General features: G+C 61.2%; 12 protein-coding genes and 2 pseudogenes. 6 read left to right on the forward strand and 8 right to left on the reverse strand.

Annotated features, from left to right (window positions below):
* From F4827_RS34325 to F4827_RS34345, 5 genes and pseudogenes are all read right to left on the reverse strand, one after another.
* Positions 1 to 185 (reverse strand): annotated as a pseudogene (locus tag F4827_RS34325) (threonine ammonia-lyase, biosynthetic); the annotation flags it as partial.
* Between the two features lie 529 nt (positions 186 to 714).
* Complete coding sequence (locus F4827_RS34330; RefSeq protein WP_260175566.1) at positions 715 to 1,746, reverse strand: ParB/RepB/Spo0J family partition protein; 1,032 nt, start codon at positions 1,744 to 1,746, stop codon at positions 715 to 717.
* Between the two features lie 31 nt (positions 1,747 to 1,777).
* Complete coding sequence (gene parA / locus F4827_RS34335; RefSeq protein ID WP_183733603.1) at positions 1,778 to 2,461, reverse strand: ParA family partition ATPase; 684 nt, start codon at positions 2,459 to 2,461, stop codon at positions 1,778 to 1,780.
* A 1,033-nt stretch (positions 2,462 to 3,494) separates the two neighbouring features.
* On the reverse strand, positions 3,495 to 4,871 hold the full coding sequence (locus F4827_RS34340; RefSeq protein WP_183733600.1) for a replication initiation protein: 1,377 nt from the start codon (positions 4,869 to 4,871) through the stop codon (positions 3,495 to 3,497).
* 1,474 nt (positions 4,872 to 6,345) lie between these two features.
* A complete protein-coding gene (locus F4827_RS34345; RefSeq protein ID WP_183733597.1) occupies positions 6,346 to 6,936 on the reverse strand; it encodes a DUF4148 domain-containing protein in 591 nt (196 codons plus the stop codon).
* Positions 6,937 to 7,036: 100 nt separating this feature from the next.
* Between F4827_RS34345 and F4827_RS34350 the strand changes: the two genes are divergently transcribed.
* The 5 genes from F4827_RS34350 (at position 7,037) to F4827_RS34370 (ending at position 12,348) form a co-directional block, all read left to right on the forward strand.
* Complete coding sequence (locus F4827_RS34350; RefSeq protein WP_260175565.1) at positions 7,037 to 8,620, forward strand: HAMP domain-containing sensor histidine kinase; 1,584 nt, start codon at positions 7,037 to 7,039, stop codon at positions 8,618 to 8,620.
* Positions 8,617 to 9,324: a response regulator transcription factor gene (locus F4827_RS34355; protein ID WP_183733594.1), complete on the forward strand. Its 708-nt coding sequence runs from the start codon at positions 8,617 to 8,619 to the stop codon at positions 9,322 to 9,324. Before F4827_RS34350 ends, F4827_RS34355 begins: the two co-directional genes overlap by 4 nt.
* A gap of 145 nt (positions 9,325 to 9,469) precedes the next feature.
* Positions 9,470 to 10,144: a response regulator transcription factor gene (locus F4827_RS34360; RefSeq protein ID WP_183733612.1), complete on the forward strand. Its 675-nt coding sequence runs from the start codon at positions 9,470 to 9,472 to the stop codon at positions 10,142 to 10,144.
* A gap of 41 nt (positions 10,145 to 10,185) precedes the next feature.
* A complete protein-coding gene (locus F4827_RS34365) occupies positions 10,186 to 11,601 on the forward strand; it encodes a HAMP domain-containing sensor histidine kinase (RefSeq protein ID WP_183733609.1) in 1,416 nt (471 codons plus the stop codon).
* 21 nt (positions 11,602 to 11,622) lie between these two features.
* Positions 11,623 to 12,348 (forward strand): response regulator transcription factor, encoded by a 726-nt coding sequence (locus F4827_RS34370; RefSeq protein ID WP_183733592.1) that lies wholly within the window; start codon positions 11,623 to 11,625, stop codon positions 12,346 to 12,348.
* A 197-nt stretch (positions 12,349 to 12,545) separates the two neighbouring features.
* Here the strand turns inward: F4827_RS34370 and F4827_RS34375 are convergent, their stop codons facing one another.
* Both F4827_RS34375 and F4827_RS34380 read right to left on the reverse strand, forming a co-directional pair.
* Positions 12,546 to 12,824 carry a DUF4148 domain-containing protein gene (locus tag F4827_RS34375; protein ID WP_183733589.1) on the reverse strand — a complete coding sequence of 93 codons (279 nt, stop codon included), beginning with the start codon at positions 12,822 to 12,824 and terminating at the stop codon, positions 12,546 to 12,548.
* A gap of 252 nt (positions 12,825 to 13,076) precedes the next feature.
* A complete protein-coding gene (locus F4827_RS34380; protein WP_183733586.1) occupies positions 13,077 to 13,367 on the reverse strand; it encodes a hypothetical protein in 291 nt (96 codons plus the stop codon).
* A 226-nt stretch (positions 13,368 to 13,593) separates the two neighbouring features.
* Here F4827_RS34380 and F4827_RS34385 point away from each other — a divergent pair, with 226 nt between their 5' ends.
* The gene (locus tag F4827_RS34385; protein WP_183733583.1) at positions 13,594 to 14,553 is read left to right on the forward strand and encodes a sulfonate ABC transporter substrate-binding protein; all 960 of its coding nucleotides are present in this window, start codon (positions 13,594 to 13,596) and stop codon (positions 14,551 to 14,553) included.
* A 43-nt stretch (positions 14,554 to 14,596) separates the two neighbouring features.
* On the opposite strand, the pseudogene F4827_RS34390 reads toward F4827_RS34385, so the two are convergent.
* A pseudogene (locus F4827_RS34390) lies at positions 14,597 to 15,874 on the reverse strand (metallophosphoesterase); the annotation flags it as partial.
* Positions 15,875 to 15,970: the final 96 nt, after the last annotated feature.

Here is a 15,970-nt window from a genome sequence, read left to right on the forward strand (position 1 = left end):
CGCTTGAGCAGGACCGTGTTGCGCAAACGCGTCGAAAGATTCGGCGCGCGTTCGAGTTCGGTCTCGCGGGCGGCGTCGTAGACGCGGGCGGTGAGAATCAAGCGGAGATAGTCGGTCTGCTGCGCGGGTAGCGTTTCTGCGCAAGTTTCGGCTTCGGCTGCGGTACGGCTTGATTGGACCTGCATGACGGCTCCTGTGCTGTCTCTTTTAGAGCCCAGGAAGCGGAAACAAAAAACCCGCCTCGTGGGGCGGGTTGTTGTCGCTTCTACCAGACGTACGCTAACCCACCATTCGATGAATGGCGATAATAATCAGCGTAATCGGACGGAGGCGCGTGTTCATTCGTAAAAGCATGGCGTAGCCGGCAGGAATTGTCAATTCATACGATTCAGTCGAAAATCGTTCTGATAACTACGAATTACATTTTGAATCGTACGATTTAGTCGACTCTTCGCAGGAAGGTGTCCGAGGTTCTCATAAGGGGTACTGAAACCGCGCAAGAAACGAATCCATGCGTGAAACATTCTAGATTTTATAGTGTAAGCCCTTGACTCGAAAAGATTTTATCGCTCATCGTTTTTTCTAGGCATTGTTTCACGGTTTCGACCCCAGCCCCTCCTCCGAGCAACGCAATGGCTCCTGATGGCCCAAAAACAAGGGCAGGCGCCCGTATGAGCCCTGCCCTCTTCGCTATAGCTAGAGCACCACTGCGCGCTAGCTTGCCGTTGCTGTTTCCATCTCCGCAGCCCATTCGTCAATCACGGCTTTCATGCGCTCAGCCAGACGTTGTTGATCCGCTGCTGCAATGCCCTTCAGGTTCAATTCAGCGCGGCCATCGCCGAAGAGTTTGAGTTCCCCCAACGCAACACCATCCGGTCGATTGAATTGAACGCGCGACTGGTAGTGCGTGCGACGCGGACCGATGCGGCGAGCACCGGCCTCCGCCGACGCAGCGGCTTCCAGCTTCCGCACGCTTGCCTTCCCTTCGATCACCTGTTCGAGCCAGTGCTCGGCGACAGTCGCGCCGGCGCGATCGAAGATCAGCTTGATGTTGTAGGCGTGACCGAGTCCAACATCCTTGCGGTTCTGCGCCATCCGTTGCAGAAGGTACGGCGGCAGCGAAGTCAGCGAAATAACCTTGCTGATGTGCTTAGGGTCCTCGCTCACCGCGACTCCCAGTTCGACCTGGTCAACGTACACGCCATCGTCGAGGAGCTTTTTCCATGCGAGAGCGTCGTCAAAGACGGTCTGCTCTTCGCGCTCCTTGTTCGCGTGGTAGGCGCGCAGATAGAGGTTCTGGTTATCGAGACCGTCGCGGACATCGGCATCGATATGCTTGTCGCCGCGTGAGCGCGCCGCACGAATACGGCGTTCGCCATCGACGATCACATATTTGCCGGGAAATTCCGCGAGCCGGGTCACGAGGATAGGCGTGATCTGGCCTTGTTTGCCGAAGCTGTCGGCGAGCTCGTCGATAGTTTCCGCGCTGTAGAACGCCCGCGGGTTATATGGATTCGAGACAACGTCTTCAACCAGAATGCGTGCGACCGCGTGAGTCGTTGCGTTGCCTGGCCCAACGGAGGCAACTGGCGCGATCGTTGCCGCCGACACAACGGGCGCGGATTCAACCGTCGCCGCGGCCGGCGCAACTTCAGCCAGCGTCACCACGGCTGCATCTCGCTGCGCAATGCCGACAATGTCGCCATCGGCGAGGCGCTCCTCTGCCGAGGCGCGCTCGACGGCCATGCCCGCGCGAACCTTGCTGGTGAAATTCAGCTTAGTTGCCATCGACAAACTCCTCTTCCTGCACCAGCGCGATGATTTCGTTGTAAACCGCAGCGATTTCGTCCTTGGCCACCTTCACCCCGCGCACGCCTTTAACATCGAAGACGGTCCGACCGAGTGCGGCAGCCTGGCGATAAAGCTCGCGTTGTTTCACCGTCGACGACAGCACGCGGACATTGCTTTCCGCCAGGATTGCACTCATTTGCGTGTGCAACAACGTCTTCGAATTAGATTTATTCAACAAAATTGCGAATTTTCCTGCGGGATTCGCGACACGCGTACGCTCAACCAGTTCCATCATCCCTTCACTACTCCAGATATCGATCGGCGAAGCGTCGGTCGGGATAACGGTGGCGTCGGCAACGGCGAGCACACGTGCCGTCGTAAGATCATTAATATTCGGCGGACAATCGACAATCACGACATCGTAGTCGTTCGCCAAAGCGGCGATTTCCGGGCCAATCATCTTTTCCAGCTTATTGATGCTGCCAACCCGGAACGGCAAGGGCGTCTCCGGGCCTGCAGCGGCACACCAACTCATGCACGATTGCTGACCGTCGGCATCGGCGACATAGACTTTGTAGCCTTCGGACTGAAATGCACCAGCCAGATTCATGCTGGTGGTCGTCTTGCCTACCCCGCCCTTTTGGTTCGCTACAGCGATGACCAGTCCCATTCGGATCTCCATGCGATGTTCAACGGTGGAGGGATTTTCACGTGCAATCTCCACGTGGAGACCCTCCATTGAGTCAACTGGCAGTCTAACGTCTAGTTAAAGTAAATTCTAGCTTTAGCGCTGAAATCGTTGCTGGTTGACCACCAATTAGCCATTTGGCCAGGGGCATCGCGCGTTTAATGTTGCTCCGCAGAGTACCAGGGGATTTAACTTCTTGCGTAACTCTCCGTCGGAATCTTCACGTGGAGAATTTATCCTCACAGATGCGGCGAGGCCCCTATCTGCCCTTAGCCTCTCCGGGCCGACGGATCTCATCGCAAATTGGACTGACAGGAATAATCGTGAAAGCCTTGATGCTTTCAGTGTTGGTATAGCGGCCATCTCCACGTGGAGAGTTATCGAGTCGATCGCACTTGCATGCAATTGGCACAGACGGAGGTAACTATCCAACCGTGGACCAACCGACAGAGTAGTTACCCAACGCGTAGATATAACAACTCTCTCAGGTCTCGCTTGTCTCTATGCGGAGAGTTTCAACCAAGGGGCTTGCGAGTGTCGAAGAACGATTGGTGCTTTTTCTGACTTGATTGCGAAGCACGGCGCAGAAATTCTCCACGTGGAGACTGCCAACAATTGATGCATATCCACGTTCCGCCATCAGCGCAGGAGCGGACAGTCTGGTTCAGGCCACTCGTTTGAATGCGGCTTACTCAGTTAGCAAACGAGCGGCTGCGCAGATTCCCTACACCACGCCTTTCTTCAGCCTCAAAAAAACCCGAAGCCAAGCAACAAACAACAAACAATGCGAAGCGAGCTCAAGCCAATCTCCACGTGGAGATCCCCATCAACGAACAGATCAAGAGAGACGTATCAGAACCGCAGTTCGCATTGAAGCGAATCAGGGATTGAGACATCGGGATCGTGCCAAACTTCACAAAATCAGCACCGTCCCGAAGAATGCGGAAAATTGATAAAGCGAAATTTACCTATGTTTTTATAATGGGCAAATTTCGCTAGTAGGGCGTGGCCTCCTTTACTCTTCGCGCGACTTGAAGGCCAGTTCGACGTCCCCCATCGCACCTTGCGCATCGCCAGCGGGCGCCTGCTGTCCACTCAAGAGGAACTCAAGCAGATCCGCTGCCGTCGGTTGCCCCCAGGTGTCCAGCACGACCCAACGGAAAAAGTTTGTCGAGGCCATCTTGCTCGGTACCTTAGAAGTCGACACCTTGAGCTTGTCCATGCCGACCGTCTCGTTGTAACGCTTGATGAGCGCCGTCTGGTCGTCGTATTCGAGTTCATTGAAATACGAACGCGCCTCCGCGATCTTCGCGGCGATGTAACGGTCCTGCACCTGATCCTGGCTTTCTCGCACCTTGCCCGCATCGGCGTTCGCACTGGCCGCAGCAGTTGCGCCGGGCAGTTGATAGCCCTGCATAAGCGCTTTGCGGAAATACGCGGCGACGTTCGCGAGCGGCGCTGCGTTCTTTTGCGCGACGCGTGCAGCCGTGTAGGCCACCGCGGTGCGGATCTTTTCGTCGCCGTATTGCTTGAGTAGACGCCGCGCTTCCGAGACCGGAATGCTGAACTTCGCCATCTCGCCGATCAGCAAGGTATCGTTGGCGCGCATTTCCTGCGACGGATCCGTTTCCGGCTTACGGGTGACACGGAACTGCAAGGCCACCACCGAGCGTCCGACCTTGTGCTCGATGAGTTCGAAGTTGTGATCCGAGATCTCGTTGACTTCCTTGATACAAGGCACCAGCACGCGGCTTTTGAACTGCTTGTACAACTTGTATGACTGCGCCGAGGTGTCCTGCCCGAGAATCAGGTCGCGCAGGGTCGCCAGCGGAAAACGCGCCGTCACGCCAACCGCTTCATAGCGGACGACGTTCTCCCACAGCGCAAGCGAGTGTGCCTTCCTGAATTGACGCGTGATCCGCATGTCGATCATCGCGTAGATTTCGGGGTTAAGCAGCTCGCCGCGGATCTGTTCGGAGAACGTGTAACGCAGCACCGATCGTTCGAGTTCTGCGCCCGCGAGCAGACCTGAAGCTTTCCAGATACTGCGTTTATCCTGCGTGAGGTAATCCCAGTTGACGACCGTGCTGATGAGCGAGTTGATCGTTTCCTTGACGTACTCTGTGTTGTTGCTGTTCAGATCAACGTCCTGCGAGAGGGCGGAAATCGTGATCTCGAACGACGAGCGACCTTGCTCAAGCGAATCCTGGCGGATTGCGTTCTTGATCAGGGAACTAAACATCTTGCGTTGCTGAAGGCTGATCGATCCGGATTTCGGTGCGATGTGAATCGCAGGAACCGCCTTGCGGAACAGATCGGGGGGCTGGCCTTGCTGGAATACGAGTGCGCCTTGCTTGTCGGCGTCGCCGGCGTCGGCCTTTTTTCTTGCCATAGGACCCACGTAAAAGGAAACCTGGTCGGTTGGTAACTGTATACCAAGCGACCAGGTGACTCAAGCGTGCCGATATGTCGGTGCGCCGGCGCGACAGCGCCAGCCTCAAGATTGCAAGCCGACGCCGTCGCCGTTAGCGCGCAAGGCGGGAGCAGGGCGCCAAGACTCGACGAGGCGCTTGCAAAACAGCCCATAACCCGTGACCTTTAACCTGCCCTCCCGCAAAAAAACTCCCATATCCGGTCACCTTCAGTCACTTATGTGAGTACTCACTCTCAATATAGTTACCCACAGGTACCCGTCTATGGGATTTATTGCCTAACCAGGCGCCTAGCGGATCTTCTCACGCGATGCCCCGAAATCCTCCCATGCTCGGGCACCTTTAGCAGATCCCATAAATGATTACCTTTAATCGCCTTGTTTCAGGGGGGTTTCGCCGAGCATGTACCAATGCAGCACCATAACCCGCTACCTTTGCCGTTCCCCATAACCCGTTACCCAGCAAAACACAGATGTCCGCATATCAAGTCTCTGCGTGAAGTGGCCTCGACCGGGCCAACCGGCTACCTCCAGCGAGCAACCCGCAGAAGCACCATAAAGCGTTACCTAGGCAATTCCCCATAACTGGATACCCACGGAACAGGAAATCATGCCGGAGGGACTTCAAAGAGCGCGCCGGAAACCCATAATCGGGCACCTTCAGGGTCTCCCATAACCCGCAACCTAAGCCCTTTTCGGCAATTTTTCCCATACCGGGCGACCTTTTTCCCATATCCACAGTCCGAAGTCCCCATCGCCGGATACCGAAATCCCATATCCACAGCCCCGAACTCCCATACCCGGTATCTGAAACCCCATAAGACGTGACCAAATCGGCCGCAAACCCATGCCCAGTAAGGCTTCCAGCGTCCTAAAGGTTTACTAAAGGTTCTAAAGCGTATTTGGTAAACACTCAAACGATGCGTCCAACAAGAAAGAGGTTTCCCAAAACCGGGACCCTATCCGTATGTAAGTGGTCACCAACATGCCCAATCCCATCGACGGTGACCTACATGCAATTGCACGCCAATAGGACTCCCATTGCGGGTTACCTAAACTGAAACACCCAGGAAAACACATTGAGTTAACGCGCTAACTCCATGATTTTTATAACTAGATCACTGTATGGTCACAAAATATGGGGGAAACTTGTGTGACATAGGTAACCGGCTATGGGGCAACCGATCGACCTGCTAAGCAAGCGCGTCGTTTCAGACACCTGGCGTCAGGTAACCTCAAATCCGTCTGAACAGCACCACTGGGCGCCCTGATGAGGGCAAGCGCGAGAGATCGGGGTAAACCCAGGAAAGGTCACCGGTTCCCATATCGCGTTACCTGAGAAAGGTTACCGGAAATGGGAAACCGGCAAATCATGCTCATCAAGGTGCACCGTAACACCCGCTTGCGGTGACCTTGCTAACTGGGCGAAGCAGACCTAATGCGCCTGATTCCCGGCCGAAACCCGGGGCTGCATGCCGGGCTGCGCAGTTGCCGCGGCGTGATGGGGGAGGCAATCATGCTGATAGAGCGTGCCCAGACGTCGCTGTGCGGCTTCGAGGTCGGACGGGTAGTGACTGTCCACCGCTCGCTCGACGTAACCCACCTTGGAGAGATCCTTGAGTTCCTGCATGAGTTGGCCATGCGTGACCTCATGCGCGGGTTTGACGAAGGGGTAACTGTGCCTGGCGTGCTGTGACAGATGCGGTGCGGCAAACGCACTCAAGTTCGCGGTGCCGAAGAATGGAATCAATACCAGCCTGCGCCAACGCTTCATGGTGATCTCCGATTTATTGTGGGCCGACAACAGATCGGCCACGCGAGAGCATGAAAGAACGGTCATCGAAGGCTCCGGCCGTTTTCTGGGCGCCCATCCAGGACGCTCGCCTCGCGTCGCCCGGAATTGACAAACTGTCAGGTTCGCGTCACCCGGCGGTAAGAACATGACCCGCTCTTCATCGCTGTGATGCCGTTTGGGCAATTGCCCACCCGTATCATGGCCGGCCACGCGCGCAATCATGGCGCTCATCCGTCCAACCAGGCGGCGCATCGAGGAAGGCAGTTGAGGAAACCATGTCAGTCAGCGAAACCGCCACGCAGTTGCGCGAGCATGCGGCTCGCGGCACGCCATGAATTTGCCCGGCTGGGTCGCCGGCCGCCTGGGGGCCTTCATGCCGGACGCTGCTGAAACCGTCGAGGCGACTGAAGCGCTTGCGTCGCGTGACGCCGAACTGCCCCGCACACCGTCCGGCGGGCTTGGCCACGAGCGCTGGAAGACCACGACCTTCCGCTGGTTCGCCGCCTACGCGGCGGTGTTCTCGGTGTCCTTCATGGTGCTGCTCGGCTTCATCGAATATTCGGTAACTCACGCGATGCTGCGCGAGACCGATAGCGGCCTGCGCTGGCAACTGCGCTACTTCGATTCACGCGACGATGCGACGCTCGGCGCCGCCATCGCTGCCCGTTTGCACCGCGAAAACCGCCAGCAGAACTTTTACGGCCTCTTTAGTGCCGACGGCCGCTGGCTGGCCGGTGACATTCACACGCTGCCCTCGGGCCTGGCGCTCGACCCTTGGGGCCGCCCGCACGAGCTTGCGAGCGGCCAGACGCTGCTGATCGACACCGGCGTCACGCCCGCCAACCGGACGGGGCTGCGCGCAATGGGCGAAATCCGCGCCGACGGCTCGCGCCTCGTCGTCGCACGCACCCTCTCGGACGTGCGCCACGTCCACGGCGAACTGCTCAAGGCGCTGTTCGGCGGCGGCCTGTTGTGCCTGGGCGGCAGTCTTTGCGCGGGGCTGCTGCTGAGCATGCGGCAGATTCGACGCGTCGCCCAGATCCGGCGTGCGACCGCGCGCATCGCCAACGGCGAACTCGGCGAGCGCCTACCCGTGGTGGGCGGCGATGAGCTCGACATGCTGGCCGATCTCGTCAACCGCATGCTCGACGAAGTGGAACGCCTGATTGGCGAGGTCAAGAGCGCCTGCGACGGCATCGCCCACGATCTGCGCACGCCGCTCACGCGCCTGCGCCTGCGTCTATCGCACGCCGCCGACACCCTGAAGCGGCGCGACGAACCCGCCGTGGCGGCCCTGATCGAGAGAGCGCGCGACGAGGCCGACACGGTCCTCGAACGCTTTTCTGCGCTGCTGCGCATCTCGGAGATCGGCGCCATCAAGCGGCGCAGCGCCTTTGCGCAGGTGTCGCTGCCCGAACTCGTGGCCGAGCTGTGCGACCTCTACGCACCGCTCGCGGAAGACCGGCAGATCGACCTGCGCATCGACCAAGGCGCCAGCCCGCTGGAACCCGCCCCGATCCACGCCGACCGCGCGCTGCTATTCGAGGCCTTCAGCAACCTGCTAGACAACGCCATCAAATTCGCGCCGCAAGGCGGTCGTGTACGCGTCGCGCTCCACGCGACGCCGTTGGGCGCGCAGTTCAGCGTTACGGACAACGGCCCAGGCATCGCGCCTGAGGAACGCAGCGCGGTGCTGGGACGCTACTACCGCAGCGACGCGGCCCGCCATCTACCCGGCACGGGGCTCGGGCTTGGCATCGTCGCGGCGGTGCTGCGGCTGCATGACTTCCGCCTTGCAATCAACGACGCAGACATCGAAACCGGCAGAACCACCACCCCGCGCAACACCGCGGGCACCACCGTCACCATCGACTGCTGGTCTTCACACGCCCGGAGTACCACGCGCTATCCATGAGAGTTCTGCTGTGCTCCTCCGCCGACGCAAAGCGGAGCTATCTATACAAGGCGTTGCGGGAAAGCCTCAACAGCGTCGAGGTTGCCGACAACCTCTACTACGCTGTCTTCCTCGCCTCACAAGAGTCGTTCGACGCGGTGATCCTGTGCGCGAGCGGCGCGCACGCGCACGACGGCCTGAGCGAGGCGCTCGCCTCCTTCACCCGCCTGCCCGAGGCGCCCGCGGTCGTGATCGCGCTCACGCACGCGACCCCCGCCGACTGCGCGCGCCTTTTGCGCGCGGGTGCGGACGCCTGCTTCGTGCAGCCCTGGTCGGTGCTCGAAATCCAGGAGCGCATGCTCGCGCTGCGCCGCACCGCCCAAGCCGTGGCTGGCCCTACCCTCGCGCGGCTCGATCCGCTTACCCGCGACCTCGTCGAGGAGGACCGGCGCATCTCGCTCACCACGCGCGAGTATCTGCTGGTCGAATGCCTGCTGCGCCACGCCAATGCGCCCGTCGCGCGCGAGCAGTTGATCCGCTATGCGTGGCCCGAAAAAGGCGACGTCGAACCGTCCAGCGTGAATCTCGTGGTCTCGCGCCTGCGCCGCAAGTTCATCACCCATCGCGCGCGCACCCAGATCGAGACGATCAACCGTTACGGTTACCAGCTCGAGCTGCGAGCGCAACCGCCCGGGTCGCCGGGGGCAGCCGGGGCGTGCCCGTAAGCCCTTTGCAAGTGTGCGAGGCAGTTGCAAACCTAAATTTAATTTCATGAAAGCCAGCGCGGCGCAGCGGCCTCACGACGGTAAACTTGCGCGTCGAGAGAGGCCGCGCAGGTGACGCGCGGCGGAGTGCGAGGAAATGAGTCAGGTGCGCGTATTGACGGTGGAAGACGATGCCGTCACAGCCAATGAAATTGTCAATGAACTAACGCAGCGCGGTTTCGTGGTCGACTGGGTCGATAACGGCCGAGACGGCATGGCGCGCGCCATGAGCGACGAGTACGATGCCATCACGCTCGACCGGATGTTGCCGGGCGTCGACGGTCTGTCGATTCTCACTGCGATGCGCACCGTCGGCATCCAGACGCCGGTGCTGATGCTCAGTGCGCTGGGCGACGTCGATGAGCGCGTGCGTGGCCTGCGTGCGGGCGGCGACGACTACCTCACCAAGCCCTTCGATCCCGAAGAGCTGACCGCGCGCCTCGAAGTGCTGCTGCGCCGCCGTCAGGCCGCGACCGTTGCGCGCGAAACGGCACTGCTCGTGGGCCCGCTCGAACTCGACCTCATCTCGCGCAAGGTGCGCCGCGACGGCGAAGAGGTCGCGCTGTTGCCCACCGAATACCGCGTGCTCGAATTCATGATGCGCCATGCGGGCAAGACCATTACGCGCACGATGCTGTTCGAAGCCGTCTGGGGCTACCACTTCGATCCGGGCACCAACCTGATCGACGTGCATATGGGCCGTCTGCGCAGGAAGATCGATCCGCCGGGCGTGCCGCCGCTGATCCAGACAGTGCGCGGCTCCGGCTACATTCTCGGATAAACCGCGTGTCGAGCCGTCCGTCTTCCGCCGCCGCGCCCAATATGTTGAGCGCGCCCGCGCTGCCGCGCCGCCGCTGGCATACCACCACGTTTCGCTGGCTGTGCGCGTACACCGCGCTGTTCGGCGTGGTCCTCACCCTGCTCGTGGGCTTTATCGCATGGAGCGCCAGCCGCACGATCGAGCGCGATACCGATTCGATCATGAGCTGGCAGCTCATCTACTTCGATTCGATTCCCGATGCCCAACTGCCCGACGCGATCTATCAGCGTCTGGAGCACGAACGCATGCACGTGAACTACTACGGCCTGTTCACGGCGGATGGCCGATACGTGGCCGGCGATCTGCTTGAAGCGCCGTCCGGCATCGCCTACGATCGCGTGGGCTGCACGCTGCGGCATACGCTCACGCTGCGCGACCGCGTGCAGTCGCCGATCGTGCGCGCAATGGGCGAAGTGCGGCCCAACGGCATGCACCTCGTGGTTGCGCGCGACATGACCAATGTGCTGGAAATTCGTGAGTTCATGGTGCGCACGCTGGTGATCGGCGCGGTGCTCGCGCTGCTGGCCGCGGCCACAGGCGGCTTCGCGCTCGGCTTGCGGCAGATCCGCCGCGTGCGTGAATTCCGCCGTGTGACCAAGTGCATCGCGCGCGGCGACCTCGACCAGCGCCTGCCGGTGGGCGGCGACGACGAACTCGACATGCTCGCGCATCTCGTGAACCACATGCTCGACGAGGTCGAGCGCCTGATGGGCGAGGTCAAGGGCGCATGCGATGGCATTGCGCACGACCTGCGCACGCCGCTCGTGCATCTGCACACGCTGCTCGCGCGCATCGCCGAACGCGAAAGCCTGCGCGCCGACGCCGAAGGCGCCGACATGATGGAACGCGCGCGCACCGAAACCGGCCAGTTGCTCGAACGTTTTCGCGCGATGCTGCGCATCTCCGAGATCGGCACCTTGCAACGGCGCGGCGGATTCGCGACCGTCGATCTGCGCGAGCTGGTCGATGAACTCGCCGAACTTTACGAGCCGCTCGCGGAAAGCCGCGAAATCGACTGGCGCGTGCAGACCGAAGCCGTGAGCAAAATTCACGGCGACCGCGCGCTGCTGTTCGAAGCCTTCAGCAACCTCATCGACAACGCGATCAAGTTCGCTCCGCAAGGCGGCATCGTCAGCGTGAGGCTGAGCGCAACGCCGCGTGGGCCTTTGCTCGCCGTTACCGATAACGGCCTGGGCATCGCGCCTGCCGAGCGCGCCGCCGTGCTCCAGCGCTTCTATCGCGGCGATGCGGTGCGCCATATCGCGGGGTCCGGGCTGGGCCTGAGCGTGGTCGCGGCGGTGCTGCGGGTGCACGACTTCACGCTGCAGATCGACGATGCGCCCGATCTTGCCGTCGCCGGCAGCCTTGGCCCCGGCGTGCGGATGAGCGTGCAATGCTGGCCGCGCGCGCTCACCTGATGTAACACCTATACCGATCCCATGCGCATTCTCCTCATCTCGCCGTGCCACGCCGAAGGCGCGTGGCTGCAAAAGGCCCTGCAGGAAAGCGCCCATAGCCTGCAACGCGCGGCAGAACTGCGCGACGGTCTCCATATCGCGGGCGAAGAAGCGTTCGATGCGGTCATCGCCGTGGCGCTCGATGGCGCGATGCTGCCCGAACTGCTCACGCTCCTGCCCCGCTTCGCCCAGGCGAGCAACGGCGCCACCATCATCGCGGTACTCGGCATCGAAGCGAGCGCCCAGGCGCGCTCGCAACTGCTGCGCGCAGGCGCTGACGCATGTTTTCGCTATCCGTTCTCGTTCATCGAAATGCATGAGCGCATGCTCGCGCTGCTGCGCACGGGCGCCGCGCCGGTCACGCACACGACGCTGGGCGCGCTGGGCCCACAGACGCTCGCCGACAGCGACGCCATCGCGCCGCTGCTCGACGCGAGTACACGCGAGATCGTCGAAGGCGCGCGCCGCGCCGAACTCACGCGCCGCGAATATCTGCTGGTCGAATGTCTGCTGCGCCAACCGAACATGCCTGTCCCGCGCGATCAGATGATCCGCTATGCGTGGCCCGAGAAGGACGATATCGATCCATCGACGGTGAACCTCGTGGTCTCGCGGCTGCGCCGCAAGCTCGAACGCGAGGCCATCGAAGTGCGCATCGAAACCATCAGCCGTTACGGCTATCAACTCACGCTGCCCAAGCTCGCGTAGCGACCTCGAATACCCTCAAAAGCATTGCCTGAACCAAAGGTAACCGCCTATGGGATTTCAGGTCACATACGAGGCACCACCCGTGTACCTGTCGCGCAAAACACCAAACGGCACGCCTGAGCGTGCCGCTTTCGCATGGACCTGAATCGTGCAGCGTGCGTCGCGCGTGGAACGCAACAAGCCTGCAAAACAAGGGCTTAATGCGCGTAGAGCGTGGAGTTCAGGTACGCGAGCTGACCGTCCTGCTCAGCTTGCACGAGTTCGTGGTAGACCTCGGCGCGCGTCTTTTGATGCACCGGTTGACCATAAGGCGGTACCCAACCGCCGTTGTCGTTGTTGAATGCGGTGGCCGTGTTGTTCATTGCGACCTGGGTCGAAGTGGCCGGCTGGCCGGTCTGTGACGGCGCGGTCTGGGCGAAAGCGGACGCGGTGACGATTGCGCCGGCGAATGCAGCGACGAGCATGAGCGACTTCATGGAACTATCCTCCTGAGAACGGTATTCGTTGACCGGTTTGTGAATGCGGTAGATCGCATCCCGGTAGCGAGAGAATAGTTAGTTCAGCCTATCGAACCCGATGCAGCATCATGAAGAAGTGTTTATCCAGAGGCGAGGAATCGTTGCAGGAACAGGCGCAGTGGCCATCAGACGACGCCCGGAGCGAGCGCGCAATCGTCGCCCCGAGTCGTGGAGTGTGGTGGGATAGCTCAGGCGCGCGCCAAAGCGCTTTCAGGCAAACGCAACCTGTGCAAGAAACGTTGCGAAGTAGTCGTCATCCAGCCAGCCTGAAACATGCCTGGACGCTTCGATGCGGTGGATCTCGCTCTGTCCCTTGGTGGTAAGCGTGGCAATCTGTAATGGGGGAAGGTACCGCGTACTGGGAGGCGGTTTCTGATCCACGATCTGGATCAGACCTTGCGAACGAAGCGCCGTAAAAATGGGCGGTCGCTTGTGCCAGGGGATCTGGCGATGCAAGGCAAGTCGAAGAGCTTCGAGTACAGCGCCATTGTTGAATTCCATGAGCATCCTTCTGATGTTCGACCGAAACGTACTGCTGGCTCTGAGCGCTTACGGTATCACATTGAACCGTCTGTTCGATGACAGGGAAACTAATGGGCAGGCAAGGCCGCTGCCCGTGGGTGCTTAGTCCTCACGCTGATTTCAATCGGAAAACTCCATCGTTAGGCTTTGGCGGCGCGCTTCGTAGAATCGTTTGCACCTGTCATAACGAGTCGAAACCGAACCCATGAGCACCCGCCGCGACTTTCTCAAACTCTCGCTAGGCGCTGCTGCCGCGGCGCTCCCCGGCCTGCATGCGTCAGGCGCGCTGGCGGCCCCCGCGCCGCGTGTGCTGCGCATCGGCAACCAGAAGGGCGCGCTGAGCCTGCTAAAGGGCCGTGGATCGCTGGAACAGCGCCTCGCGCCGCTGGGCGTCAGCGTCACCTGGACTGAATTCAACGCGGGACCGGTGCAACTCGAAGCCCTCAACGTGGGCTCGATCGATTTCGGCGACGTGGGTGACGCACCGCCCATCTTCGCGCAGGCCGCCGGCGCGCCGCTCGCCTACGTGGCCGCCACGCTGCCGCGTCCGCGCTCGGAAGCCGTGATCGTGCCGGGCAACTCGCCCTTGCGCGATGTGGCGGATCTCAAGGGCAAACGTGTCGCATTCAACCGCGCCAGCAACGTGCACTTTTTCCTCGTGCAACTGCTGCGCAAACATGGCCTGGATTACGGCGACATCCGCCCCGTTTTCCTTTCTCCGCCCGATGCGCGCGCGGCCTTCGAGAATGGCTCGATCGACGCGTGGGTGATCTGGGACCCGTTTTATGCGGCCGCGCAGGCGACGCTGGGTGCGCGCCTGCTCGCCGACGCGACGGCGGTGGACGGCAATCGCGGCTTTTACTTTTCGTCGCAGAACTACGCGCGCCAGAATCCGGACGTGCTGCGCATCGTCGTCGATGAAATCGCGAAGACCGACGAATGGGGCAAGACCCATCGCGCGGAGTACGCCGCCGAACTCGCGAAACTGTGGGGTCTGCCCGCGCCGATCGTGCAGCAGGCCATCGATCGCACCGAATTCGGCACGGTTACGATCACGAAGCCGATCCTTGGCGAGCAGCAAAAGATCGCCGATACCTTCCACGATCTCGGTCTCGTGCCCACGCGCGTGGATGTATTGCAGGCGGCAGCGCCCGGTCTGGTCTGAAAACCTGAGGGGACGCTGCCGCGGGCTTTAGGAAGCGCGCGGTTTATCCGCGCGATTTCGTCAGCGTCACCGTCTCGAAAAGCTCGTAGTCCGGCGTGGGCGTCTGGTCGGCGCCCGGCGCGTGATAGTAATTCATCGTGATGGTGGTCTTGCCGCCGTGCTCGCCCGGATCCACGTCGAACACGGCAATCCCATAACCGGTACCCGTATCGCGCTGCGCGGACCAGTTCGCGTCCTCCAGCGCATCGGCGCCGGGCCGCACGTAGGTACCCGGCGCGGCAGTCGCCGCCGTATTCGGAATCGGCCGGTTCGGCTTCGTGAAGATCCGCGCCTGCGGATTGCCGTTGCCGATATCCACGCCATAGACGTCGAGCGGCGCGCTGGTGCCGCCGCCGCCCAGAATCAGATGGATGGTGCCGTGGCTCGTGTCGAAGGTGTTGGCGCCCGCCTGCGTGAGCTGGGCATGCGGCACGAGCCTCGGCTGCAGCGTATCGACCGGCTCGCCCGTCTTCGCGTCCACGCCCGCATGGTGATTGCAGCCGCGCACCGGATAGCTGCGCTCGTAATCGTGATCGTGACCGCACACCGCCAGATCCACGCCGTAGCGGTCGAACAGCGGCAGCCACGCCTCGCGGATACCCTTGTCCGAACCATTGCCCGTCTTCGACGAACTGAGCGCGTCCTGATGCATCTGCACGACGATCCAGTCGATATCGTCGTCGCTGGATGCATGATGCAGCGTCTTTTCCAGCCAGCGCGTCTGCTCGCCGTTGCTGTAGCCGCGCACGTAGAACGACGTGCCCGCGGCGATCGGCGCATTGCCCGTGCTCGCGGCCGGCACGAGCGGCGCGGGGCCGGCGACGAAGGCCGCCGCGTCCTGATAGACCACATCGTCGGCATCGAGCGAAACGAACAGCACATTGCTCACACGGAAGCTGTACCAGCGGCCCGCGAAGCGCGTGCCGTTGTCGGGCAGCGTATAGCGGGTGAGATACGAATCCAGCCCCTGCGCGCCGTTGTAGAACTCGATCTCGTGATTGCCTGGGCACGGCATCCACGGACGGTTCGATGCCGAAGTCTGACTGTTGTTGCCGAAATCGCGCCATACGTCGGTCTGGTGCGCGGGATTCAGATTCGCGTAGCAGAGGTCGCCGTTGAGCAGGTGAAAGAGCGGCTGGAAGCGCTCGACGGCTGCCACGGCGAAGCGGCTCTGCGGCGATGAAAGCACCCAGCCCGTGTTGGGCGTGGCGAGATCGCCATAGCTCGTGAAGCGGAACGCCTTGCGCCCGCGCGGCGCGGTCTTGAAGCTGGCACTGAACGGGTTGAACCGCCCCGGGTTTTGTGGAGGCTCCAACTCTTGAGAGAATGGAGCCATGAACAAGAAGGTAACCAAGTTTTCCCCGGAAGTCCGAGAGCG

Origin of the sequence: Paraburkholderia bannensis, from assembly GCF_014200455.1 — a bacterium.
GTDB lineage: Bacteria > Pseudomonadota > Gammaproteobacteria > Burkholderiales > Burkholderiaceae > Paraburkholderia > Paraburkholderia bannensis_A.

Excerpts from the sequence above, each read along its gene's own strand:
- F4827_RS34365 (WP_183733609.1), top strand. The coding sequence starts at position 10,186 with ATGTTGAGCGCGCCCGCGCTGCCGCGCCGCCGCTGGCATACCACCACG.
- F4827_RS34375 (WP_183733589.1), bottom strand. The coding sequence starts at position 12,824 with ATGAAGTCGCTCATGCTCGTCGCTGCATTCGCCGGCGCAATCGTCACC.
- F4827_RS34380 (WP_183733586.1), bottom strand. The coding sequence starts at position 13,367 with ATGGAATTCAACAATGGCGCTGTACTCGAAGCTCTTCGACTTGCCTTG.
- F4827_RS34345 (WP_183733597.1), bottom strand. The coding sequence starts at position 6,936 with ATGAGCGCCATGATTGCGCGCGTGGCCGGCCATGATACGGGTGGGCAA.
- F4827_RS34350 (WP_260175565.1), top strand. The coding sequence starts at position 7,037 with ATGAATTTGCCCGGCTGGGTCGCCGGCCGCCTGGGGGCCTTCATGCCG.
- F4827_RS34370 (WP_183733592.1), top strand. The coding sequence starts at position 11,623 with ATGCGCATTCTCCTCATCTCGCCGTGCCACGCCGAAGGCGCGTGGCTG.
- F4827_RS34330 (WP_260175566.1), bottom strand. The coding sequence starts at position 1,746 with ATGGCCGTCGAGCGCGCCTCGGCAGAGGAGCGCCTCGCCGATGGCGAC.
- F4827_RS34340 (WP_183733600.1), bottom strand. The coding sequence starts at position 4,871 with ATGGCAAGAAAAAAGGCCGACGCCGGCGACGCCGACAAGCAAGGCGCA.
- F4827_RS34355 (WP_183733594.1), top strand. The coding sequence starts at position 8,617 with ATGAGAGTTCTGCTGTGCTCCTCCGCCGACGCAAAGCGGAGCTATCTA.
- F4827_RS34385 (WP_183733583.1), top strand. The coding sequence starts at position 13,594 with ATGAGCACCCGCCGCGACTTTCTCAAACTCTCGCTAGGCGCTGCTGCC.
- parA (WP_183733603.1), bottom strand. The coding sequence starts at position 2,461 with ATGGGACTGGTCATCGCTGTAGCGAACCAAAAGGGCGGGGTAGGCAAG.